Genomic DNA, 21,753 nt, shown 5'->3' on the forward strand with positions numbered 1-21,753 from the left:
ATGTTCTCCCTGTTGTGATGATCATTTTTTATATAGCCCGACTTTTTGCCGGACCGATGCCTGAGACAATAGACCCAAGATAGTGAAACAGCGAAACAAATTGTGCTGCGGCGCTGTAAAAACCGGGGGCAGAGCTGCGAAATTGGGCGCGAAGGCGCGCAAAATCCATTTGGTGGCTCTGCCGGGAATTGCTGTTTGTTTTCAACATGGTCTCATGTTGAACCGCCCCCGTGCGCGGTTGCGCCAAAGACGTCTGGTCGAGCGTGATTGCGCTGGTGCCAGTAGAGGGAATCGACACCTCTGATCGCTGTTCCAAAGCGGGCGTCATAGTAGATCCCGTTCCTCCAACACCTTGCGCGCGACGCGGAAGCATTCAAGCGATTGAGGAACACCGCAATAGATTCCAACCACGTGAATGATCGACTGGATTTCCTCCTTGGTGACGCCATTGTTCAGTGCGCCGTTGCAGTGGATTTCCCATTCGTGCATTTTGCCCAACGCACCCAGCATGGCGAGGTTCATCATCGAGCGCGTTTTGGCGTCAATTGTGTCGTCGCCCCAGCCAAAGCCCCAGCACCAGGCGGTCATGGCCTCCTGAAACGGGCGGGTAAAGTCATCCGCCGCCGCAAGGTTCTTTTCCACATATTCTGCGCCCAGGGTCGATTTGCGTTGCTTCAGCCCGGTTTCGAACAGGGTGTCATCCATAGGTCTTCCTCGTGATTGTGCGACCCGTTGACTATTGGTCAGCCAATCCGGCAGACGGGTCTCCTGCCAGATGGGACTTGCCTTTATATCCAAAATCGAAGGCAAAAAGTCGAACGCCAAACCGTGCAGTGGCAGGGGCTACCGTACGGACTCCAAAAGCGTTTCAGGTTAGGAGGTCGCGTCTACGCCGTCCCGCATCCATTGCTGCAGCCGGGCGATGGAATGTTCGCTCATCACGCCGCATTTGGGGTCCAGAACCAGTGGGCCGGGCACATAGCCCTTGGACTTGAGGCCGCGATATACGGATTCGACCAAGCGAATATCCTCGGCCACGGTGGTCTCGCGATCCTGTACGGCCAGCCCGCGGATCACATCGCTTTCATGGCCGCCTTCCGTGTACCAGCCCCGCCAGACGGTGCATGTGTCGACGGTTTCGGCGCGCCAGTGATAGGTGTTCAGCACATTCCCAGGGTAGCATTGGAATGAGAACATGGGCCACAGGAACCACGACTGATAGTCGCCGGCATGGGGCACCGACAGGTCGATCGGATAGGTCATCTTGTCCAGTGCCTGACACTCGGTCGTGTGGCGCAGGACGTAGCCGCCTTGCTCGTCTGGCCGGATGTCATAGGTTTCCGGCTTCACCACACCCTCGGCAAAGGTCGGGTGGTTCGATGGGCAATGATAGCATTCCGAGTAGTTCTCGACTGAGACCTTCCAATTGCAATTTTCCGGAATCTCGACCCATTCCAGCGGCGCGAGGTCATCTATATGGGGCACGAATTCGGCAATCTCTTCGCGCACGCCGGGGTACCAGTCGTCCATCGGGGCGGCATCTTTGTCGAGATTGACGAAGATGAAACCCAGAAAAATCTCGGTCCGAACTTCGGTCAGGCAGATTTTTTCCCGTTCAAAGCCGGGGACCGATTTGATGTTGGGCCCTGCGCGCAGCCCGCCCGTCAGTTCATACGTCCATTGGTGATAGGGGCAGACCACAACACGGGTGTTGCCGGTCCCGGTCACCATCTCATGCGCGCGGTGCTGGCACACGTTGTAGAAGGTGCGCACCACCTCATCCCTACCGCGAATGGCAAACAGGTTCTGACCAGCAATCTGAAAGGCAAAATAGTCACCCACATTCGGGATATCGGCCGCATGTCCTGCGAATTGCCATGTCCGCGCCAGCAGCCCGTTCATCTCATCTTCGAAGACGGCGGGATCGGTGTAGTAGCGGGCCTCGAGCGAGTGGGTGAGCGGCTTGGTCATGATGGATCCTCAACTTGGAAACCGAGGGGCTTGCCTTGGGTAGCGTTCATTTGTGTCGTTATATGTTGACCGTGGTACATTTGTTTGATTATCAAATCCACAGAAATCTGCGACTCTGGAACAGGAATCCTGCGATGTCCAAGAAAGAACTGCCCGAACGCGCAAAGGTCGTCATTGTTGGCGGCGGGGTCATGGGCTGTGGCCTAGCCTACCACCTTGGCCACGAAGGATGGGGAGAGGAGACCATCCTCCTGGAAAAGGCCGAGCTGACCAGCGGCTCAACCTGGCACGCGGCGGGCCAGATCACCCATTCCACAAGCTCCTACGGGCTGGGCAAGATGGTCGACTACAATATCGGCCTCTATTCGAAGACGCTGGAAGAAGAGACCGGTCAGGCCGTCACGTGGCACGGTTGCGGCTCGTTCCGGCTGGCCTATACCGAGGATGAGATGGACTGGCTGCGCCACACGCTGTCCGTCGGTCGCGCCCTCGGCTTCAATATCGAGCTGGTGGGACCAGAGTTCATTGCCGAAAAGCACCCGTACTACAATCTCGATGGTGTCTTAGGCGCGCTGTATACGCCCGATGATGGCCATGTTGACCCTTCGAACGTGACCATGGCAATGGCGGCTGGTGCGCGGCAGAAAGGTGTGAAGATCTTCCGCCATTGCCGCGCGACTAACATCACGCAGAACGATGCAGGCGAATGGGTGGTCGAGACCGAACAGGGCACGATCACCTGCGAACATGTGGTCAACGCGGGCGGCACCTATGCACGGCAGATGGGCGAATGGTCCGATCTTCAGCTGCCCATGACTTCGATGACGCACCACTATTTTGTCACCGAGAACGTGCCCGAATTTCAGGATCTGGACACTGAACTGCCGGTGATCCGCGATGACAAGATGGTGTCGGGCTATATCCGGATGGAGCAAAAAAAGGGCTTGATCGGGATTTATGAGAAAGAGAACTCGAACTCTGTCTGGCACGATGAATGCCCTTGGGAGTACGAGAACTGGCTGTTTGAGGCCGACTATGACCGCGTGATGCCGTGGTTGGAAAACTCGCTGGAGCGGATGCCTATCTTTGCCGAACTGGGTATTACCCGCGAAGTGCACGGCGCAATCAGCCACCCGCCCGATGGCAACCCGATGGTTGGTCCGGCGCCGGGCGTCAAGAACTACTGGTGCTGCTGCGGTACGCAGATCGGCATTGGCTGGGGGCCTGGTCTGACCCGCGAACTGGCGAAATGGATGGTTCGCGGGGCCGCCGATATCAACATGCGCGACTATGACCCGCGCCGCTTTGGCAGCTACGCCAAGAAAGACTGGCAGGTCATCAAGGCGCATGAAGACTACAAGCTGCGCCACGAGATCCCCTTTCCGCATTTCAACCGTCTTGAGGGGCGTCCGATCAAACCGTCTCCGCTTTACGAGATCCTCAAGGACAAAGGCGCGGTTTATGAGGAGGTCTTCGGCCACGAACGCCCCCGTTGGTTCGCCCGCAATGGCGTGGAACAGCGCGACCACTACTCGTTCCGCCGCAACGAGGTGTTCGACATGGTTGCCCTGGAATGTCAGGCCGTGCGTGAGCGCGTAGGGATCATGGACGTGACCGCCTTCACCAAGGTCGAAGTCTCGGGCCCGGATGCTTATGCGCTGCTAGATCGCCTGACCGCGAATAAAATGCCTCAGAAAGACGGTTCGATCACGCTGACGCACTTTTTGAATCGCAGAGGGCGGATCGAGCTTGAGACCACGATCGTGCGCATGGCCGAGGATCGCTACTATCTGGTCTGCGCCGCGTTCTTCGAGCAACGCCTTGTGGATCACCTGAACCAGAACCTCGCGGGAGAGACCGTCTCCGTCAAAACGCTCTCCGAAGATTGGTCGGCTTTGTCCCTGAACGGGCCAAAATCCCGCGAGGTGCTGGCCAAATGCACCGATGCCGACCTGTCCAATGCCGGTTTCCGGTGGTTGTCGGCGCAGGAAATCACTGTCGCCGGGCACAAGGTTTGGGCCTTCCGCATGTCGTATGCGGGTGAATTGGGCTGGGAATTTCACATGCCGGATGAAGCTTGCGTTGACGTATACAACGCGCTCTGGGCCGCGGGAGAGGCATTCGGGATCGAGAACTACGGCTCGTTCGCGATGAACAGTCTGCGGATGGAGAAAGCTTTCCCTGGTGCTGGTGAGCTGACAAATGAGGTCACGCTGCCCGAGGCGAATGTGGGCCGATTCTTCAAGTTGGACAAAGAATATCTGGGGGTTGAAGCCACGCGGGCCAGCGCCGCACAGGCCCAAGCCGGTCAAATGCCTTGGATCTGCGCCTATCTGGAAATCGAGCCGGACGGCATCGAAGACGGTCATGGGGGGGAGGCGATCCGCATCGACGGTAGTGTCGTGGGCGCGACCGCTTCGGTTGCCTATGGTCATAGCGTTGGCAAGATCCTCGCCTTTGCCTTCGTCAAGCCGCATGTGAATGTTCCCGGCACTGAGGTCGAGGTCGTGATCGCCGGTAGCCCGCGCAAGGGGCGTATCCTTGGCGAAGCGGCCTATGATCCAAAGTCCGAGCGTCCCAGAACGGACGCTCCAGCCGCAGTTCCGGCATAAATACGAAGGGGGCAGGGCGCGCGTTTCTGCCCCCCTCAACACGCTCTGCGCCATAAGGAAGCCTAAGTTGAAGATCACCCGTATTGCCGTTTGGGAAGTCCCTCTGACCAGCCATGAAACCTACTACATGGCGGATGGGAAAACCTGCGATACCACGACATCAGTGGTTCTGCGGCTTGATACGGATACAGGCTTGCAGGGCTGGGGGGAGGTCTGCCCGATCCCTCATTATCTGCCGGCCTATGCCAAGGGTGTCGTTCCGGCCGTGACCGAGTTGGCCCCGGTCTTGTTCGGGGCCGATCCTGTTGGACCCGAGGCTTTGATGGAGAAACTGAACGCATACCTTCCGGGCCACGGCTATGCGAAATCGGCCATTGATACTGCGCTTTGGGATCTGACCGCGCAGGCCGCCGATCTGCCTTTGCACAAGCTTTTGGGCGGCCGTCAGGTCAAGGATATGCCGCTCTATCACTCGATCACGTGCGTTGCCCCGGATGAGATGGCCCGGATGGCGCGCGACGCTTTTGACAAAGGTATGCGCCAGTTTCAGGTCAAACTGGGTGCAGATGCAGATTGGCAAACCGATGTCGAGCGCCTGGCCAAAGTGCGTGAGGCTGTTGGCCCCGGCCCGCTGGTCTATGGCGATTGGAACTGCGGCAGCGATGCGTTGACAGCGATCCGCGTGGGGCGTGCGGCGTCCCATCTGGATGTGATGCTGGAACAACCCTGCGCGACGCTGGAAGAATGTGCGCATGTTCAGCGCTCAACCGGTCTGCCGATGAAGATCGACGAAAACGCCTTAGATATAGACTCGGTCCTTCAGGCGCATCAGTTGGGCTGTATGCAGGCCGTTGCGTTGAAACTATCCAAGATGAGCGGCCTGTCCGCGATGCGTCAGATCCGCGATCTGTGTCTGACCCTGGGCACGCAGATGTGTATCGAGGATACGTGGGGCAGCGACATCACCACGGCTGCGCTGTTGCATCTGGCTGCCTCGACCCCTTCGCGCGGGATCATGAATACCTGTGACCTCAGCCACTATGTCGGCCCCCGGCTTGCGCCGGATGGGCGAGTGCGCGAAAATGGCCGTATCGCCCCACCCGAAGGGGTTGGGCTTGGGGTGACCCCCGATACCGAGGTCTTGGGTCAGCCCGTTGCGATCCTTGACTAAGCTGTCTACGCCAGTTGTCCGGTTTCTATCTGCAAGGCGCTTGAGATTGCAATGTCCTGAGCCGCCAGCCCGGTCAGATCCGTGATGGTGATCTGATCAGCCGATTGTCGACCCGGATACGCGCCGGACAGGATGTTCCCAAGTGTGGCGACATCGGCCTCGGTCAGGTGACCGGACTTAGCAAGGGTCTGGAACTCTCCGTGATCCAAACACTGCTCGGGTGAGTCGCAGACCAGCAGATCGGCGCGGGCGACCAGATCGGCCTCAAGCTCCTGTTTGCCGGGGCAGTCGGCGCCGAGGGCCGAGATGTGTGTACCCGGTTGCACCCAGTCGTTTGCGATCAAAAAGCTCTGAGCAGGTGTTGTCGTGATTATGACCTGCGCCGTCTTGCAGGCCGAGGGCAGGTCATCGGCGCGTTCAGCCTTTATCCCCATTGAGATCAGGTCTTCGGCTGTCGCCTTGGCCTGATCCGGGGACCGCCCCCAGATTTGGAAAGACAGACGGCGATCCGGGATCAACTGTTGCAGACATTTCGCCTGATGGCGGGCCTGCAAGCCGGTGCCGACGATCAGCACATTCTCAAACCCCTCAACCGCAAGCGCCTGCGTCGCCAATGCCCCGCCGATACCGGTGCGGATATCGGTCAGCCAGCCTTCGTCCTGCAAAAAGGCCACCGGCGCGCCAGTTTTGGCCGAAAAGACAATGTTCATGCCGTTCGAGCTGGGTAAGCCTATGGAGGGATTGTCGTAAAACCCGGTTGCGATCTTGATGACGAAGGTATCGTCACCCTCGATATGGCCGGATTTGACGTGGCAATCCCCGGCGGCCTCGGGGAAGCCCAGATAAGTGACTGGCGGGGTCTGAACCCGTCCCTGTGCGACGGCAACATAGGCCGCGCGGATCGCATCGACGGCCTTTGAAAAAACGAACCGATCCTGAATCTGCGCCTTGTCCAGCTGAATCATCGGCGTCTCTTTCAGGCGGCGCTGTGGCGGGCCAGAAAGCCCGAGAATTTTTCAAGGCCCGCTACCAGATCCGCCGTGGGATTGGTGTAACCCAGACGCAGCCAGCCCTCCATATCCATAGCGCTGCCGGGGGTCAGCATCACGCCGTCCTCTTTCAGCAAGATCACGCACAGCTCACGCGAGGACAGGGGCAGGTCGTATTTCAGCAAGGCCGTGGTGCCGGATTTCGGTTTTACCCATGAGATCAGAGGCTCCTGTGCGATCCAGTCTTCGACGATCTGCAGGTTCTCACGGGTGATCCGCTGGGCGCGATTCAGAATCTTGTCTCGGTTTTCCAGCGCCATGGCGGCCAGCAGCTCATCGACCTGACCGACCGAGATGGTGTTGTAATCGCGGTGGATCATCACGTCATGCAGCATATCCTTGGGCCCCGCGATCCAGCCAACGCGCAGTCCGGCCAGAGAATAGGCTTTGGACATCCCCGCTGTGCTGATCCCCTTTTCGTAGAGATCAGCGACCGCCGCCGTGAAGCCATCCTCTGTCTGATCGGTACCGCGATAGACCTCATCACACAGTAGCCATGCACCGACGCTGCGCGCGATCTCGACGATTTGTTCCAGCATCTCGCGGTCCATCAAAGCTCCCGTCGGGTTGTTCGGGTTGTTGATCGCGATCAGGCGTGTGTCAGGGCGGACCATGGCGCGCAATTCATCCAGATCGGGCAGGAACGCGTTTTCAGGCTTCAGGTGCAGTAGCTCGATCTCGGCGCCTATGCTTTCAGGGATCGAGTAGTGCTGCTGATAGGTCGGGATCACCGAAATCACATGGTCGCCGCGCGCCACAAGGGTCTGATGCACCAGCGAGTTCGCCCCGATGGTGCCATGGGTGGTCAGGATGTTTTCGCGTGCCTGGTTTTCGTACAGTCCACAAATCGCGTCGCGCAACCGGTCCGAGCCTTCGATCGCGCCATAGGTCATCTTCATCGCCGACAGGTCGTTCATGATGCTGTTGTGCTGCCCAGCCATCTCGAACAACTCACCCAGAGTGATGGATTCCACGCAGGTTTCCGCAAGGTTGAGGTCGCATTTCGTCTCATACTCATTCATCCACATTTCGACGCCGAAAGGTCTGATGTCCATGGGTCTCTCCTCCTGCTCTCAGTTACGCCGAAGCAGCGTCATAGACAGCGCGGGCCATGAAGATGTCCTCGAGCCCCAACCCGATTGAGCGGAAGAAGACGGGTTTGTCGCCGGAAGGCGGCTTGCAGGCCTCAACCTGCAATTCGGCCAGATCACCGCGAATGCTACTGGGTTGCCAACCGGCTTCGGCCGCCAGTTTCATCTCTCCGGCCGAACCGGGCGTGGTGACACGATAGTCGCAATAAACCTCGGCTGTTGTCAGGAACGCCGGGTCGACCTCATGCGCGTTGGCGACATTGGTGCTGATCGAGGTGACCAGTGTTCCTGCGGCCACTGACGCGGTGTCGAACACGGGCGTGCCTGACGAAGTGCAGAGCATGACGACATCCGCGTTCTGACCGGCGGCTTCCGCGCTGTCGGCCAGATGGACCCGGCTGTCTGTCGCCTGCCACTGCGCTGCCAACTCGGCGTTTTGCGCGAGGCTGGGGGAATAGACGCGAATGACGCCCCAGTCACGCAGGGCCAGAACATGCTTCAGATGTGCTTGCGCCACCTTGCCGGAGCCGATGATCGACAGAACCTTGGCCTCGGGGCGGGCGAGGTGGTCGACGGCCAAAGCGGTCGTGGCCGCGGTGCGTTCGGTCGTCAGCTCACCGGAATCGCACAGCATAAGGGGCTGGCCGGTTTCCATCGACATCAGAACTGTCCACGCAGTAATCACGGGTTTGCCAGGGCGCACCAGATAGGGCGAGAGCTTGGCGCCAAACAGATCGCCCCCCGTGCTCGCCCCCAGATAGGTGATGAAATCGCCCTTGTCTTCGGGGAACAGGGTCAGGGTTTGCGGCGGTTGCACGGCTTGCCCGCGCCCAAGCTCGGTAAACAGCGCCCGCATCGCGGCCAGCGCGTCAACTGAGGGCAAAAGCGCGGCAACGTCTGAGGCGTTCAGCACGATTGCGGATTTGGAAGTGTCGGTCATGACGGAGTCCTTGGTCTTTCTGTGCGGGGCAATCCCCGGTGTGTCTTAGCGGGAGGGATGCGGGCAGGAAATGCCCTTTCATCCACGTGGGGATCAGACCCCTGCGTCCTTGATCACCGACAGAAACGTCGGCAGGCCGATGTTGCGGCCACTGATGACGACGATGGCGCGATTGGGGGCCATCTCGCGGACCTCGGCGCTGAGCGCTGCGATGACCGAGGTGATTGAGCCGCCCTCGACAATCATACCTTCGCTATCGGCAAACCGGGCTATTTCAGGCACCAGCGCGTCCTCGGGGATCAGAACGGCGCGATCCATGAAGTCGCGAATGATCGGGAAGGTATAGCGATTGCGCAGGCCGATTGCCCCCGTGATGCTGCTGGCGAGGCTTGGGAATTCCTCGACATGGATCGGTTTGCCCGCCTCAAGACTGCGCACCATGCCCGGTTCGACCTCCATCGACGACCCGACAACGGAGATCTTGGGTGAGATCGACTTGGTGGCCAGCGCAATACCGGACAAAAGACCGCCCCCGGACAAGGGCGCGATGATCATGTCCGCATCGGGCAAGTCGGTCAGCGCTTCTAACGCGATCGTGCCTTGCCCCGCGATGACGTTCAGATCGTCAAACGGATCGGCCCAGGTATAGCCGTGCTGCTCCATCAGCCGATCCGCGTGATCCTGCGCCTCGTCCTGCGTGTCGCCATGCACAATTACCTCGGCCCCGAGGTCGCGCATCGCCTGACGTTTGTTTTCCGGACAGAGCGAGCAGACAACCACTCGGGCCGTGATCCCCAGACGTTTGGACAGATAGGCCACGGCCCTGCCGTGATTGCCGCTGGAGACGGCAATGATCCCGCGCGCGCGTTCCTCGGCGGTCAGTTGCAGAATACGGTTTGAGGCCCCCCTCAGTTTGAAGCTGCCCGTGGTTTGCAGGTTCTCCAGCTTCAACCAGATTTCAAAACCCGCTCGCTCCGACAGGGCCTCAGAAAACACTAGGGGTGTCTTGCGCACGATGGGCGCAATCCGCTGCGCGGTGCGCATGATCTCTTGCAGCGAGACATAGCTGTGGGGGGTCGTCATGTCGGAGGCCCTGCCGTTTCGTTCAATGCCATCGGGACACCATGTCAGAAACCGGATGCGAAAAAATCCATTTTTTCTGAAGTGAACTTATTGCGGTGCAAAAGTGACGGCGTTCAGGTTTGAGTTTCTGCCAGCGCGGCCAGAAACAGATCGACGCGTTTGTCCCCGTGGCCCTTGCGGGAGACCAGCTGAATATCGGTGTCATAGGCAAAGACCTGCGGTAGAACTGATTTCAGCTCACCTCTCTCGATCCATGGCTCGCAGGCGTGGCGAGGCAGGTAGCCGAGGTAAAGGCCGCTAAGGACCATCGCTAGCATAGCCTCCATTGTGGCCGCAGTTGCCGTGCTGGTGAAAGGCCCAGGTGCCTGGTGTCGGTCGCGATCATCAAAGCTGCGTTTGGAAAATTGCGCTTTGGTCACTGCCTCTTCGATTTCGTCGGGGTCATACAGATCATAAATCGGATTCAACCGGCCGCAGCACAACAGCTGCTGTTCGACATAGACTGTTTCGGCGCGAAGCGAGGGGGACAATTCCTGAAATGGCCCGATGGCAATGTTGAGTTCATTGTTCAGCAAGGCGCGTTCCATCTGAGGGGCGCTCATTATGGTAATGTTCAGCGAAATCTCCGGCGCTTGCGCGGCAAACCTCTGGATCACCTTGTAGATCGGACACGAGAGATTGGTCAGAATCGCATCGTCCATCGCGATGTTGAATTGACCCAGCATGTCGCTCGTATAGGTCTGAACCGACCTGTTGAAGGACCCGATCGCAACGCTGAGCGAGCGGAGTTCCTGATACACAAGAAGCCCCCCTTCGGTCAGCTGAAACCCACCGCGTCCGCGGTCACAAAGCCGAAAGCCAAGCCGGGTTTCCAGGTTTGAGATTGCGGCACTTACGGCAGACAAGCTCATGTTCAGCCCATATTGCGCGGGGGATAGCCCTCCGGCTTCGACGACATGGGCAAACACATGCAATAGCTTCATGTCCGCATCTTGCAAGCGCAGTTGAACATCGGACGTTCCGCCCTGATCAGCCGTGCGCAAGTCTTGGGTCTTGTCTTTCAATTGATCCGCCCGTCGCTGATCCGGTTTCACCACTATCTTTAATTTAGGACGAACAAGAGGTGCAACTCTCAGAGCGTGTGGAACCCGGAATAGCTGAGACGTCAAAATCCTAAGAGCCGTAAGGCGGTCTTTCGCTTTAAGTACATGGCGCAGAAGCGAGCATCACAACCTGTAACCCAACACCTAAGCTCAGGATGCAAATCCTAAAAATTACTTTCGCTGCGAGGGCGATTGCAGAAAGGAAGACTTTGGCGGCGATCATAAGGTGTCGCCACGCGCGTCTAATCCCTGAACCTACCAAACATGATCTCATATCACTGCTAGGCAGTACATTGCGCAGTGATGTCCCGAAAAGGGATCACCATGCTCTTTTCCTCGCCATATTCGGCAACTGGGCCGACCATCGTCTGGGCAAAGTGCTTTTCTCGTTCCTAAGTTTCCATCGACTGAAAAGCGTCTTGTGCCGCCCATGGGACCTGAGCGCGCCTCGCCATCGTTTCCCACTATGAATGAAGAAGATCTCGCTCAGCACCCTTCCATCATCGACCCATGGCCTGCCGTGCGGCTTCGGGAAGAAAGGGGAAAGCTCGGCCATCTACTCGTGGCTCAGCCAGAACAGATCGCGCTTGCCACCGCTCCGTTTTCCAAGCCGGGAATCCTGCAGCGCTTTGGAAATAAAGGCATCCTGACTCTAAGGCCTGACTTGCGTTCCTTTAATTCGGATAATGCTCCCTAAACCGCCCGCACACACGCCAACCAGTATTGCAATCACGAGCTCAAGAGCTTCGATTTGAGCAAATTGAAAACCGGCAAAGACCAGTGTTTCAAACACGCCGACAAGTCCGCCCAGCGCCGCGCCCAGCCATATTTGTCTGGTCATCATTCCTAGCGCCAGCCCAAGAATGCCGGGCAGGCTGAGGATGTTTCCACCGATTGTCCCAAGTATATCTAACATATCTGCCCCTTCTTAATCGGCGCTGGAGTTGAGGAAGGACTGGATGTCATTGCCAGACACCGCCGCTTGTTTGTGCAGCGGCTTGCCGTCAACCGCTTCGGCTATGTCCTGATAGGTCTCAAGATATCCCGGCGGCAGGCTGTGAGCGATGCCCTGGTGGCAGTCGATACAGGTCATCCCGGTGTCAATCGCACGCTGGTGCTCGCTCGCGGCGCGTGTTTCCTGCAAGGTAAAGTCCATATAGTCGAAGTTGTGACAGTTCCGGCATTCGCGGCTGTCGGATTCCTTCATCTTCTTCCAAACGGCCGAGGCCATTGCCAGACGGTGATCCTCGTATTTCTCGGGGGTGCTGATTGTGCCTGCGAGCTCGTGATAGACATCTTTCACGGCCATGATCTTAGCTTTGATCTTGTGGTTCCACTCATCCGGCACGTGACAATCCGAACAGATCGCGCGCACGCCCGAGTGGTTGTTGTAGTGGATCGTCTCGCGGTATTCACCCAGGTTGGTTTCCATCGTATGGCAGGACACGCAGAACTCCTCTGTATTGGTCAGTTCAAGCGTCCAGTGAAAGCCACCCCAGAATAGGATACCCCCCAGAAAGCCGGCCAGGATCAAAAAACCCGAACTGAACAGTACAGCCGGTGTCCAGAACGCGTTCCACAAGCGACCGATCCAGCCGCGTTTTTCAGGAGAGTCTGCCATCTTGGTGCTCCTTTCAGTCATACGTTGGATTAGTTGCTGTGGGATGGTTCAAACAGGTTGTCGACCAAGGTAGGCGCATTTACCTGCGGCACGTGGCACTGGTTGCAGAAATACCTGGTCCCTGCGATGTGATCCAACTCATTACCGTCGCGATCGAGATAGTGGGTCATCGACAAGGTGGGCGCGTTGCGTTCGCCCGCAACTGTCCAGTCATGGCAGGATAGGCACTGGTTGGTCCGCGTGTCGATCTGGTATTGTTCGATCGAATGCGGGATCAGCGGCGGCTGCTGCCGGTAGTTCCGCACAATGCGTCCTTCCATCGTTTTGTGGACTTGATCCAGCGGGACCGTTTCATCCACTTCGCCGCCTCGCAGGGTCTCAACCTGGGCGGATTGCGCAAGGGCGAACCCGCTGAGGAGTACGACTGGGATCAGGGCGGCGACGCCTGTCAGGATTGGCTTGTTCATCTGTGCACTCCCTTAGATAGGTCTGGCTGTACGCGCATCGGGCGCGGGAACGGGATCGAAAGGCGCGACGACTTGGTCGTCGAACCGGTGAGTAAACTTGAAGACATCCACCGCACATACATCGATGCAGCGGCCGCAATTTGAGCAATCGGGCGACAGGATCAGCGGCGTCACGTCCGGATTGCCTTTCAGAGCTGGCGAGATGACCTGGTTCTCCGGGCAGACGGCATAGCAATCCAAGCAGTCATTGCAGGCGGTCCGGTTGGCGGCGCTGACACGCAGCAGGCTTTTGCTGCCGATCAAGCCATAGAAGGCGCCGACAGGGCAGATATGGCCGCACCAACCGTGGCGGGCGACGACCAGATCAAATATGAAGATCGCAGCGATCAGCGCCCAGACAAAGCCTGTGCCGAAAATCAGCCCGCGATGCAGCATGGTGATTGGATTGACTAACTCCCACGCAATGACGCCAGACAGGCCTGAGACGATCAGGACCGTCGCCAGTATCCACAGGCGGGTGCTGCGTTTGGGTTGCCAGCCTTTGGGCAGGTCCAGCTTGCGGTGCAACCAGTTGGCGACATCAGTCACCGGGTTGATCGGACAGACCCACGAACAATAGACGCGCCCGCCGATCAGCGCATAGGCGACCAGAACGATGATCCCGCCGATCAAGGCGGTCAGTTCCGGCCAGTGCCCGGCCACAAAGCTTTGCAACAGCACAAAGGGATCGGTCAGGGGCAGAACGCCAAGGGTCAGCGACCCCGCCAACGTTCCCTGCACGATCCAGAGACCGAACCAAGGCCCCAGCAGAAACAACGCCAAAAAGAACAGTTGGCTTGTCCGACGGAGCAGCAGGAACTTATGCGCAACGATCCAGCCTTTGGCCTCAATAGCCTCTTGACCAACGGGAATATGAGTGTGCGCGCTCATTGGCCTGCCCCCGGTAGGTCATAGGAGGGCGCAAAGCCTCCCGGCGTGGCCAGATTGTCTGTACCCGGCCCCGGCAGGCGGTCGGGTAGGTCGATCAATCCGTCCACAAGCGGACCGCCGTGGCTTTCTTTTTCTTCCCAGCCCTTGCGATAGTGGTCCGCGCTGCTGCCGCGCGCCAATCGGGCGGGCAGTACTTTGATCGCAGCTTCGGGTAGAACACAGCTTTTCTCGCACATACCGCAGCCGGTGCAGCGGTCGGCATGGACGGTAGGAATGAACATCGCATGGTGGCCTGAACGCGCGTTGTGCGCGGATTCCAGTGTGATCGCCTCGTCAATAACAGGGCAGACGCGGTAACAGACATCGCAGCGCAGGCCGAGGAAGTTCAGGCAGTTTTCCTGATCGACCAGAACAGCAACGCCCATTTTGGCGTCGTCGATATTGTCCAAACCCGGGTCCAGCGCGCCGGTAGGACAAGCGGCGACACAGGGGATGTCATCGCACATCTCGCAGGGCACATCGCGGGCGGTGAAATAGGGCGTGCCGGTTGCAACGGCATCGACCCCAAGCTCAGCCAGTTTCAGGGTGTCGTAAGGGCAGTCCCGCACGCAGAGCCCGCAGCGGATACACGCTGACAGGAACTCATCTTCCGATAATGCGCCGGGTGGGCGCAAGGCTTCCGCCGGTAGCGCGCGGGCATCGCGGGCCAACCAGGCCAGAAATGACCCAGCAACCACGCAGCCGCCTGCCGCGCGCGCCGAATCCTGCAGGAAGCGACGCCGTTGCGGCGAGAGAGGAGTACCGGTCAGGGACATGGGGACAACCTTTGCGATCCTTCCCGGTTAAGCGCGCTCGACCTTGCAGGCGCATTTCTTGAAGTCGGTCTCTTTCGACAGCGGGCAGGTTGCGTCCAGCGTCAACTTGTTGGTCAGCTGATGCTCATCGAACCACGGCATGAAAACGAGACCGCGCGGCACCTTGTTGCGCCCGCGAGTCTCGACCCGGCTGGTGACCTCGCCGCGGCGGGTTGACAGAACGATCTCTTGTCCACGACGCAGCCCCCGATCTTCGGCGTCCTGCGGGTGCATGTAGACAACCGCGTTCGGATAGGCGCGGTGTAGTTCCGGTACCCGGCGGGTCATCGAGCCCGAGTGCCAGTGCTCCAGCACGCGGCCCGTGGACAGCCACAGATCAAATTCTTCATCGGGCTCTTCGGCGGCGGGTTCGTAGGGGGCAAAGATGATACTCGCCTTGCCATCGGGCTTACCATAGAATTTCACGCCCGCGCCTTCGGGCACGTAGGGGTCATAGCCTTCGCGGAAACGATAGAGCGTTTCTTTTCCGTCTACGACCGGCCAACGCATACCGCGCGCCTCGTGGTACATTTCGAACGGTGCCAGATCGTGCGCATGACCGCGCCCGAAATCGGCATATTCTTCGAACAGACCTTTCTGGACATAGTAACCGAAATGTTCCGCATCGTCGTTGTGGAAGCCTTCGGCCGTCTCAGACAGCGGGAACTGGTCGATCTTGCCGTTGGCATAGAGCACGTCGTACATGGTCTTGCCGCGATGCTCGGGCATGGTGGCCAGCAGTTCTTCGCCCCAAACCTCTTCGACGGTGAAGCGTTTGGAGAATTCCATTAACTGCCAGAGGTCCGATTTCGCCTCACCCGGCGCTTGCACCTGTTGCCGCCAGAACTGGGTGCGACGCTCGGCATTGCCATAGGCGCCTTCCTTTTCGACCCACATGGCGGTGGGCAGGATCAGGTCGGCAGACACGGCTGTGACCGTCGGGTAGGGGTCGGACACGGTGATAAAGTTTTCCGGGTTGCGGTAGCCGGGAAAGCCTTCTTCGTTGATATTGGGCGCGGCCTGCATGTTGTTGTTGCACTGCACCCAATAGGCGTTCAGGTCACCATCCTTCAGTTTGCGGTGCTGCAGAACAGCGTGGAATCCGGGTTTGTCCGGGATGGTGCCAGCGGGAATGTTCCATGCGGTTTCGCAAATCTCACGATGTTTGTCGTTCGTCACCACCATGTCGGCGGGCAGACGGTGGGCGAAGGTGCCAACCTCACGTGCAGTGCCACAGGCCGACGGCTGGCCGGTCAGCGAGAACGGCGAGTTGCCCGGCTCTGAGATCTTCCCGACCAGCAGGTGCACATTATACATCAGTGAGTTCACCCAAGACCCACGTGTGTGTTGGTTAAAGCCCATGGTCCACAGGCTCATGACCTTACGGTTGGGGTCGGCATATTGCTGGGCCAGACGCTCCAGCTGATCGGCAGGTACGCTCGACAGCTCGGACGTGTATTCCAGCGTGTATTTCGAAACCGCCTCGGCATATTCCTCAAAGCTGATCGGTTCCATATTGCCGCCATTTGGGTTCTCGGCCGCTTCCTGCAGCGGATGGTTGTCGCGCAGGCCATACCCGATATCGGTGACGGTTTTGGTGATGTTGACGTGGTTTTTGACGAAGTCCTCGTTCACTGCGCCATTCTGAATGATGTAATTGGCGATATAGTTCAGGATCGCCAGATCGGTCTGAGGCGCAAACACCATCCCATTGTCGGCCAGCTCGAACGAGCGATGTTCGAAAGTGGACAGCACATGCACCTCGGAACCCGGTTTGGTCAGGCGCGTGTCGGTGAGGCGCGACCACAGGATCGGGTGCATTTCCGCCATGTTCGACCCCCATAGCACGAAGGTGTCGGCGTGCTCAAAGTCGTCATAGCAACCCATCGGCTCGTCAATGCCGAAGGTTCGCATAAAGCCCACAACGGCTGATGCCATGCAATGCCGCGCGTTGGGGTCAATGTTGTTCGAGCGGAACCCGGCCTTCATCATCTTGGCAGCCGCATAGCCTTCCCAGACGGTCCACTGGCCAGAGCCGAACATGCCAACGCTGGTCGGGCCCTTCTTGGCCAGAGCCTCTTTCCACTTGGCGGCCATGACGTCGAAGGCTTCGTCCCAGCTGACCGGCTCGAATTCACCGTTCTTGTCGTATTCGCCATTGGTCTTGCGCAGCAAGGGCGTGGTCAGACGGTCCTTGCCATACATGATCTTGGACAGGAAATAGCCTTTAATACAGTTCAGGCCCCGGTTCACAGGCGCGTCCGGGTCACCCTGGGTGGCCACCACACGCCCTTCCTTGGTGCCGACCAGAACCGAGCAACCCGTGCCGCAGAACCGGCACGCCGCCTTGTCCCAACGAATGTCAGACGTGCCGACTTGCGCCTGCGCTGCGCCGGTGGCCAGCGGAAGACCAGCCGCCGAAGCGGTCGCGGCGGCAGCAGTCGATTTCAGGAAGGTCCGGCGGGATTCAGAGATGGTCATAGCATGGGTCTCCGGTTTCAGGTCTGGCAGGAAGCGTTAAGATGCGGACGGGTCTCCGCGAGGTCTTCGAAATGGTGATAGGTCAGGGTCAGAGAGATCACGCCCGGGATCTGGTGCAGATCCATGATCGTCTCGGAGGCCAGCTTTTCGGGCGTGTCCTCGACCACGACGACAACACGGCCATCTTCGGCGGCGGCATGGATTTCGACACCGTCAAACCCTAGCATCGCCTCCTGGGCGGTCTGGGTTGCGTCGGGGGCGACGTGGACAAGGCATCCGCAGATGTTCATTGCAAGCTCTCCTGGGGGAGTGTTTCGTGGCGCTCAAATCGGATTGTATTAGCGGGGCACGCGCTGGCGCAGGCACCACACCCTGTACAGGCCTCTTGGTCAACGGCGGGTTCCGACCGCCCCCCAAGTAACAGTTTGAACCCAATCGCGTTGCTGTCGCAGACGTCCTGACACACACGGCAGCTCACGCCATTCATCGAAAGACATCCTGCTGTGACATGGGCACGCCACGGCCAATCACTCAGGTTTTCAGGTTTCAAAGCACCGGTCGTACAGGCCTCGGCGCAGGTGCCGCAGAACGTGCAGGGCGAGGCTTCAAGGCTGACAACTGGCCAGCCCTGCCGATCAAAGGTGATGATGTGTTCGGGGCAAGCCGAGATGCAATCATTGCACTGGACGCACAACTCAAAAAAGTGGTCCTGATCCGCACCGGGCGGAATGATTGCTGTCCGGTCTTCGCGCAGCGGAGCGCCACGCAGAAAGGCACGGCGGCTGGCTAGCTTATTCATCGGCTTGCGGTCCGCTGTTGATCTCGAGACTTACCAAACTCTTTATCGAACTGTCGCAGGCCAAAAATTGACCTATGTCATGTTCAATTTGATTAATTCTTGATCGTTCTTAAAACTTTGCACATTTCACGCATAAGAAGAAGAGAATTTGTTTCTAACCCCGTATTTCACCGGTGCATCTCAATCCGGGCCAATCATCGAGTCTCTTCGATAGACGCCTCTGTTCAGATTGTTTGAAAGTCCGCAATGCCACATTGAGGTCAGCGAACGTCTCTAAACTTTCAAAACCCCGCCTTGGTTTTCTTTTCACAATTCAACGTTGATACCGGCCTCTGCGGTCAAAATTTTGAACCCCTCGGTTTCTGGGTAAAGCAGGGAGAATTGAAAAATTGAGTTGGCTGAGCGATAGGAAAAACGTGCAGAAAACACCTGCCACTCACAGCTATCATGCGTTTCTGCAGCTGGGGAATTCACAAGATTTCTAGCAAAATCTGTTCATATGAAAGAAGCCACGCGAAAAGACCCGCTGCTTGCAAACTACAGAACACTCTTAACAGCCGCCGATTGGTCTTTTGTCAGTTTTTAGGCGTTGGAGCAGACGCGATCAGGGCGGCACCAAGCGCCGCATCTGGCGCAAGATACGTGTAGGGATCTACGAGGAAACGCTTGAAGTGAGGGCGGTGGAGGTCACGATGAGCAATGTGTCCCCCTTTCGGTAGCATCCTGCGGATGTGCCTGCGGGTCAATGGGTGCCCCCATGTTGCCGAAGTTGATTGATCAAATCCCGGCCGATCAGAACATCGGATCTGTGACCGCTAAAGCTATGCGCCACCCTGCCGCATGACCGGCTGTCGCACATCCCTTAACACCAAAATGGCCACACCTATCTGAGTTTCAAGCAAGACTTCTACAGGTGAACAATGGACGCGCTTCTGCTGTCCCGCATTCAATTTGGGGCAAACATATCTTTCCACATCCTCTTCCCGACGATCACGATCGCATTGGGATGGGTGCTGCTGTTTTTCAAACTGCGCTTCAACGCAACCAAAGACACCAAATGGATGGATGCCTACCGCTTTTGGGTGAAGGTCTTCGCCCTGTCCTTTGCGATGGGTGTGGTCTCGGGCATCACCATGTCCTTTCAGTTTGGCACCAACTGGCCCGGTTTCATGGAGACCGTGGGCAATGTCGCCGGGCCGTTGCTGGCTTATGAGATCCTGACGGCTTTCTTCCTCGAGGCAGTGTTCTTGGGCGTCATGCTGTTCGGCTTTTCACGCGTGCCCAACTGGCTGCACACAACCGCGACTTTCCTAGTGGCGTTCGGAACGACTATGTCGGCCTTCTGGATTTTGGTCCTGAACAGCTGGATGCACACACCTGCCGGGTTCGAGATGCGGGACGGTGTAGCTTTCGCAACCGATTGGTGGGCAATAATCTTCAACCCATCAATGCCTTACCGACTGACCCACATGCTGCTGGCCAGCGGCCTGACGGTGGCATTCCTGGTGCTTGGCTTCTCGGCCTTCCGATGGCTGCTCGGAGATCGCGGGCAGGACGTGCGGTCAACCTTTATGACCGGCGCTTGGCTGGGCGCATTGTTGATCCCGGTGCAAATCTTCATGGGAGACATGCACGGGCTGAACACGCTTGAATATCAGCCGCAGAAGGTCGCCGCGATGGAGGGCAATTGGGAGACGCAATCTAACGTACCGCTGTTACTGTTTGCTATCCCCGACGAAGCCGCGCGCGAAAACCACTATGAGGTCAGCATCCCCAACCTCGCTTCGATCATTCTGACGCATAAGGCAGAGGGTGTGGTGCCCGGCCTGAATGATTTTGTTGCCGCGGACGGCACCGTGCTGCACCCACCTGTTGCGCCTGTCTTCTGGTCGTTCCGCATCATGGTCGGGACCGGTCTGGTCATGCTGCTGCTCAGCTGGGCGACACTGCTGTTCATGCGGCGCGGGCCTGCGGGAGTACCAAAACTCGTGCAAATTGCATTGGTCCCGATGGCCTTTTCGGGTTGGGTCGCAACGCTGGCCGGGTGGTACACAACCGAGATTGGCCGTCAGCCGTGGCTGGTTCATGGTGTGCTGACAACTGAACAAGCCGTGGCTGATGTCCCCGCGCCGATGGTGGGAACGACACTGGCAGCCTACCTGCTGATCTACGCCCTGCTTCTGACCGCCTATATCGGTGTTCTGTTCTATTTGGCGCGGAAGGCGGCGCAGGGCGACCAACCCTCCCGCCCAGATCCGAAATACCCCAAAGCAGTTCCAGCGGAGTAAAGAACCATGACCTATTTTGGTGATCCGACACAGTGGCTGCCCCTGACCTTTGCGGCGCTTATGGGGCTCTCAATCCTTGTCTACGTGGTTCTGGACGGCTTTGATCTGGGCGTTGGGATCCTGTTCCCTTTTGCCGATGAGGCCGAAAAGGACCGAATGGTTGCCTCGATCGGGCCGTTCTGGGACGCGAACGAGACGTGGTTGGTGCTTGCCATCGGCATCCTTCTGGTGGCCTTCCCAACCGCACATGGGGTTATCCTGACCTCGCTGTATTTGCCGGTGGCGATCATGCTGATTGGCCTGATCCTGCGCGGTGTCGCGTTCGAATTCCGGGTCAAAGCCCCGGCGCATCACAAACGCAGCTGGAACATGGCGTTCTTTGCCGGTTCGGTGATGACGGCGTTGGCGCAGGGCTTCATGCTGGGCAAATACATCATGGGGCTGGACAGCACGTTCGGCACCTGGATTTTCGCCGCCATCACTGCCGTGTTTCTGGCCGTCGGCTATTCGTTCATCGGGGCCTGCTGGGTCATTCTCAAAACCGACGGGGTGCTGCAGCAAAAAGCCGTTGACTGGGCCAAAGGTGGCATCTGGGGGCTGATCATCGGCATCAGTTCGGTGTCACTGGCGACCCCTTGGGTCAGCTCGCGCATTTTTGACAAATGGTTCACCTTCCCCGAGTTCTTCCTGCTGCTGCCTCTGCCCCTCATGTCGGGCATTTTGATCGCTTTGTTGTGGTATGCCTTGCGTCACCTGCCCACCCGAAACGACAGTTGGGCCTGGTTTCCCTTCGCGGCATCTATCGTCTTGTTCACACTGGCATTCTTCGGGATGGCATACAGCTTCTACCCCTATGTGGTGCCCGAGCAACTGACGATTTACGAAGCCGCAAGCGCTCCGGAAAGCCTGTTTATCATTCTGATAGGGACAGTCTTTGTTCTGCCGGTGATCGCCGGATACACGGTGATGGCCTACACGATCTTTCGGGGGAAGGCGATTGAGTTGCGATACGACTGAGCCGCGACAATCTTTGAATGACCCGTGGACCTGGAAAACGGGTTTTTTCGCAAAGTCTGGAGCGGCCGAAATCATCCATTTCTTAGACCCGAACCTCAAGAAACTCGAGCAACTGGTTGTGTTATGATCCAAAACTCTTGGAAATACGACAACAGGCCAATCTCAAAACCATTTAAAAACAAATATTAAGCCGAACTCTGTCGTGGCTGTTCAGACTTCGAGCTCCAGCTGCAACTCATCTCGCAACCCGCGGAAAATATATTCTTGGCACTCTCA

At 58.1% G+C, this 21,753-nt stretch carries 20 protein-coding genes and 1 pseudogene; 5 read left to right on the top strand and 16 right to left on the bottom strand.

What is annotated here, in order from left to right; genetic code table 11:
* Positions 1–28: 28 nt before the first annotated feature.
* The 3 genes from ACR0NO_RS15580 to ACR0NO_RS15590 all read right to left on the bottom strand — a co-directional run bounded on the left by ACR0NO_RS15580 (position 29) and on the right by ACR0NO_RS15590 (position 1,971).
* The gene (locus ACR0NO_RS15580) at positions 29–328 is read right to left on the bottom strand and encodes a hypothetical protein (RefSeq protein WP_480724606.1); all 300 of its coding nucleotides are present in this window, start codon (positions 326–328) and stop codon (positions 29–31) included.
* Positions 325–705: a carboxymuconolactone decarboxylase family protein gene (locus ACR0NO_RS15585; protein WP_170376962.1), complete on the bottom strand. Its 381-nt coding sequence runs from the start codon at positions 703–705 to the stop codon at positions 325–327. The genes ACR0NO_RS15580 and ACR0NO_RS15585 overlap by 4 nt, the downstream gene beginning before the upstream one ends.
* Positions 706–873: 168 nt before the next feature.
* Positions 874–1,971, bottom strand: coding sequence for an aromatic ring-hydroxylating oxygenase subunit alpha (locus tag ACR0NO_RS15590; RefSeq protein WP_480724607.1), 1,098 nt, complete (start codon positions 1,969–1,971; stop codon positions 874–876).
* A 134-nt stretch (positions 1,972–2,105) separates the two neighbouring features.
* Between ACR0NO_RS15590 and ACR0NO_RS15595 the strand changes: the two genes are divergently transcribed.
* Together ACR0NO_RS15595 and ACR0NO_RS15600 are read left to right on the top strand one after the other, a co-directional pair.
* Positions 2,106–4,583 (top strand): FAD-dependent oxidoreductase, encoded by a 2,478-nt coding sequence (locus ACR0NO_RS15595; RefSeq protein ID WP_480724608.1) that lies wholly within the window; start codon positions 2,106–2,108, stop codon positions 4,581–4,583.
* 67 nt (positions 4,584–4,650) lie between these two features.
* Complete coding sequence (locus ACR0NO_RS15600) at positions 4,651–5,754, top strand: mandelate racemase/muconate lactonizing enzyme family protein (protein WP_480724609.1); 1,104 nt, start codon at positions 4,651–4,653, stop codon at positions 5,752–5,754.
* 5 nt (positions 5,755–5,759) lie between these two features.
* On the opposite strand, the gene ACR0NO_RS15605 is transcribed toward ACR0NO_RS15600, so the two are convergent.
* From ACR0NO_RS15605 to napF, 13 genes are all read right to left on the bottom strand, one after another.
* Positions 5,760–6,719 carry a Rossmann-fold NAD(P)-binding domain-containing protein gene (locus tag ACR0NO_RS15605; RefSeq protein WP_480724610.1) on the bottom strand — a complete coding sequence of 320 codons (960 nt, stop codon included), beginning with the start codon at positions 6,717–6,719 and terminating at the stop codon, positions 5,760–5,762.
* 11 nt (positions 6,720–6,730) lie between these two features.
* A complete protein-coding gene (locus tag ACR0NO_RS15610; protein WP_480724611.1) occupies positions 6,731–7,858 on the bottom strand; it encodes an aminotransferase in 1,128 nt (375 codons plus the stop codon).
* Positions 7,859–7,880: 22 nt separating this feature from the next.
* Positions 7,881–8,834: an ornithine cyclodeaminase family protein gene (locus tag ACR0NO_RS15615; RefSeq protein ID WP_480724612.1), complete on the bottom strand. Its 954-nt coding sequence runs from the start codon at positions 8,832–8,834 to the stop codon at positions 7,881–7,883.
* A gap of 93 nt (positions 8,835–8,927) precedes the next feature.
* The gene (locus ACR0NO_RS15620) at positions 8,928–9,917 is read right to left on the bottom strand and encodes a pyridoxal-phosphate dependent enzyme (protein WP_480724613.1); all 990 of its coding nucleotides are present in this window, start codon (positions 9,915–9,917) and stop codon (positions 8,928–8,930) included.
* 113 nt (positions 9,918–10,030) lie between these two features.
* Positions 10,031–11,011, bottom strand: coding sequence for a LysR family transcriptional regulator (locus ACR0NO_RS15625; RefSeq protein ID WP_480724614.1), 981 nt, complete (start codon positions 11,009–11,011; stop codon positions 10,031–10,033).
* A gap of 661 nt (positions 11,012–11,672) precedes the next feature.
* On the bottom strand, positions 11,673–11,936 hold the full coding sequence (locus tag ACR0NO_RS15630) for a hypothetical protein (protein WP_170640276.1): 264 nt from the start codon (positions 11,934–11,936) through the stop codon (positions 11,673–11,675).
* A 12-nt stretch (positions 11,937–11,948) separates the two neighbouring features.
* Complete coding sequence (locus ACR0NO_RS15635) at positions 11,949–12,641, bottom strand: NapC/NirT family cytochrome c (RefSeq protein ID WP_170666982.1); 693 nt, start codon at positions 12,639–12,641, stop codon at positions 11,949–11,951.
* A 29-nt stretch (positions 12,642–12,670) separates the two neighbouring features.
* On the bottom strand, positions 12,671–13,108 hold the full coding sequence (locus ACR0NO_RS15640) for a nitrate reductase cytochrome c-type subunit (protein WP_170376987.1): 438 nt from the start codon (positions 13,106–13,108) through the stop codon (positions 12,671–12,673).
* A gap of 12 nt (positions 13,109–13,120) precedes the next feature.
* Entirely contained in the window at positions 13,121–14,038 is a 918-nt protein-coding gene (gene napH / locus ACR0NO_RS15645; RefSeq protein ID WP_480724615.1) for a quinol dehydrogenase ferredoxin subunit NapH, read from the bottom strand.
* A complete protein-coding gene (gene napG / locus ACR0NO_RS15650) occupies positions 14,035–14,853 on the bottom strand; it encodes a ferredoxin-type protein NapG (protein WP_480724616.1) in 819 nt (272 codons plus the stop codon). Before napG ends, napH begins: the two co-directional genes overlap by 4 nt.
* Positions 14,854–14,880: 27 nt before the next feature.
* A complete protein-coding gene (gene napA / locus ACR0NO_RS15655; protein ID WP_480724617.1) occupies positions 14,881–17,373 on the bottom strand; it encodes a nitrate reductase catalytic subunit NapA in 2,493 nt (830 codons plus the stop codon).
* Positions 17,374–17,390: 17 nt separating this feature from the next.
* Positions 17,391–17,663, bottom strand: coding sequence for a chaperone NapD (locus ACR0NO_RS15660; protein ID WP_170376993.1), 273 nt, complete (start codon positions 17,661–17,663; stop codon positions 17,391–17,393).
* Entirely contained in the window at positions 17,660–18,172 is a 513-nt protein-coding gene (gene napF / locus ACR0NO_RS15665; RefSeq protein ID WP_480724618.1) for a ferredoxin-type protein NapF, read from the bottom strand. The genes ACR0NO_RS15660 and napF overlap by 4 nt, the downstream gene beginning before the upstream one ends.
* 590 nt (positions 18,173–18,762) lie before the next feature.
* Between napF and ACR0NO_RS15670 the strand changes: the two are divergent.
* The 3 genes and pseudogenes from ACR0NO_RS15670 to ACR0NO_RS15680 all read left to right on the top strand — a co-directional run.
* Positions 18,763–18,989: pseudogene (locus ACR0NO_RS15670) on the top strand (hypothetical protein); the annotation flags it as partial.
* Between the two features lie 103 nt (positions 18,990–19,092).
* On the top strand, positions 19,093–20,460 hold the full coding sequence (locus ACR0NO_RS15675; protein WP_480724619.1) for a cytochrome ubiquinol oxidase subunit I: 1,368 nt from the start codon (positions 19,093–19,095) through the stop codon (positions 20,458–20,460).
* A gap of 6 nt (positions 20,461–20,466) precedes the next feature.
* Complete coding sequence (locus ACR0NO_RS15680; RefSeq protein ID WP_480724620.1) at positions 20,467–21,477, top strand: cytochrome d ubiquinol oxidase subunit II; 1,011 nt, start codon at positions 20,467–20,469, stop codon at positions 21,475–21,477.
* The last annotated feature ends 276 nt before the right edge of the window (positions 21,478–21,753 follow it).

The organism is Ruegeria sp. CL3 (assembly GCF_056536505.1).

Bases quoted from the DNA above. Each gene is read 5' to 3' on its own strand.
- ACR0NO_RS15580 (WP_480724606.1), bottom strand. From the start codon at position 328: ATGACGCCCGCTTTGGAACAGCGATCAGAGGTGTCGATTCCCTCTACT.
- ACR0NO_RS15585 (WP_170376962.1), bottom strand. From the start codon at position 705: ATGGATGACACCCTGTTCGAAACCGGGCTGAAGCAACGCAAATCGACC.
- ACR0NO_RS15590 (WP_480724607.1), bottom strand. From the start codon at position 1,971: ATGACCAAGCCGCTCACCCACTCGCTCGAGGCCCGCTACTACACCGAT.
- ACR0NO_RS15595 (WP_480724608.1), top strand. From the start codon at position 2,106: ATGTCCAAGAAAGAACTGCCCGAACGCGCAAAGGTCGTCATTGTTGGC.
- ACR0NO_RS15605 (WP_480724610.1), bottom strand. From the start codon at position 6,719: ATGATTCAGCTGGACAAGGCGCAGATTCAGGATCGGTTCGTTTTTTCA.
- ACR0NO_RS15610 (WP_480724611.1), bottom strand. From the start codon at position 7,858: ATGGACATCAGACCTTTCGGCGTCGAAATGTGGATGAATGAGTATGAG.
- ACR0NO_RS15615 (WP_480724612.1), bottom strand. From the start codon at position 8,834: ATGACCGACACTTCCAAATCCGCAATCGTGCTGAACGCCTCAGACGTT.
- ACR0NO_RS15620 (WP_480724613.1), bottom strand. From the start codon at position 9,917: ATGACGACCCCCCACAGCTATGTCTCGCTGCAAGAGATCATGCGCACC.
- ACR0NO_RS15630 (WP_170640276.1), bottom strand. From the start codon at position 11,936: ATGTTAGATATACTTGGGACAATCGGTGGAAACATCCTCAGCCTGCCC.
- ACR0NO_RS15635 (WP_170666982.1), bottom strand. From the start codon at position 12,641: ATGGCAGACTCTCCTGAAAAACGCGGCTGGATCGGTCGCTTGTGGAAC.
- ACR0NO_RS15640 (WP_170376987.1), bottom strand. From the start codon at position 13,108: ATGAACAAGCCAATCCTGACAGGCGTCGCCGCCCTGATCCCAGTCGTA.
- napH (WP_480724615.1), bottom strand. From the start codon at position 14,038: ATGAGCGCGCACACTCATATTCCCGTTGGTCAAGAGGCTATTGAGGCC.
- napG (WP_480724616.1), bottom strand. From the start codon at position 14,853: ATGTCCCTGACCGGTACTCCTCTCTCGCCGCAACGGCGTCGCTTCCTG.
- napA (WP_480724617.1), bottom strand. From the start codon at position 17,373: ATGACCATCTCTGAATCCCGCCGGACCTTCCTGAAATCGACTGCTGCC.
- ACR0NO_RS15660 (WP_170376993.1), bottom strand. From the start codon at position 17,663: ATGAACATCTGCGGATGCCTTGTCCACGTCGCCCCCGACGCAACCCAG.
- napF (WP_480724618.1), bottom strand. From the start codon at position 18,172: ATGAATAAGCTAGCCAGCCGCCGTGCCTTTCTGCGTGGCGCTCCGCTG.
- ACR0NO_RS15675 (WP_480724619.1), top strand. From the start codon at position 19,093: ATGGACGCGCTTCTGCTGTCCCGCATTCAATTTGGGGCAAACATATCT.
- ACR0NO_RS15680 (WP_480724620.1), top strand. From the start codon at position 20,467: ATGACCTATTTTGGTGATCCGACACAGTGGCTGCCCCTGACCTTTGCG.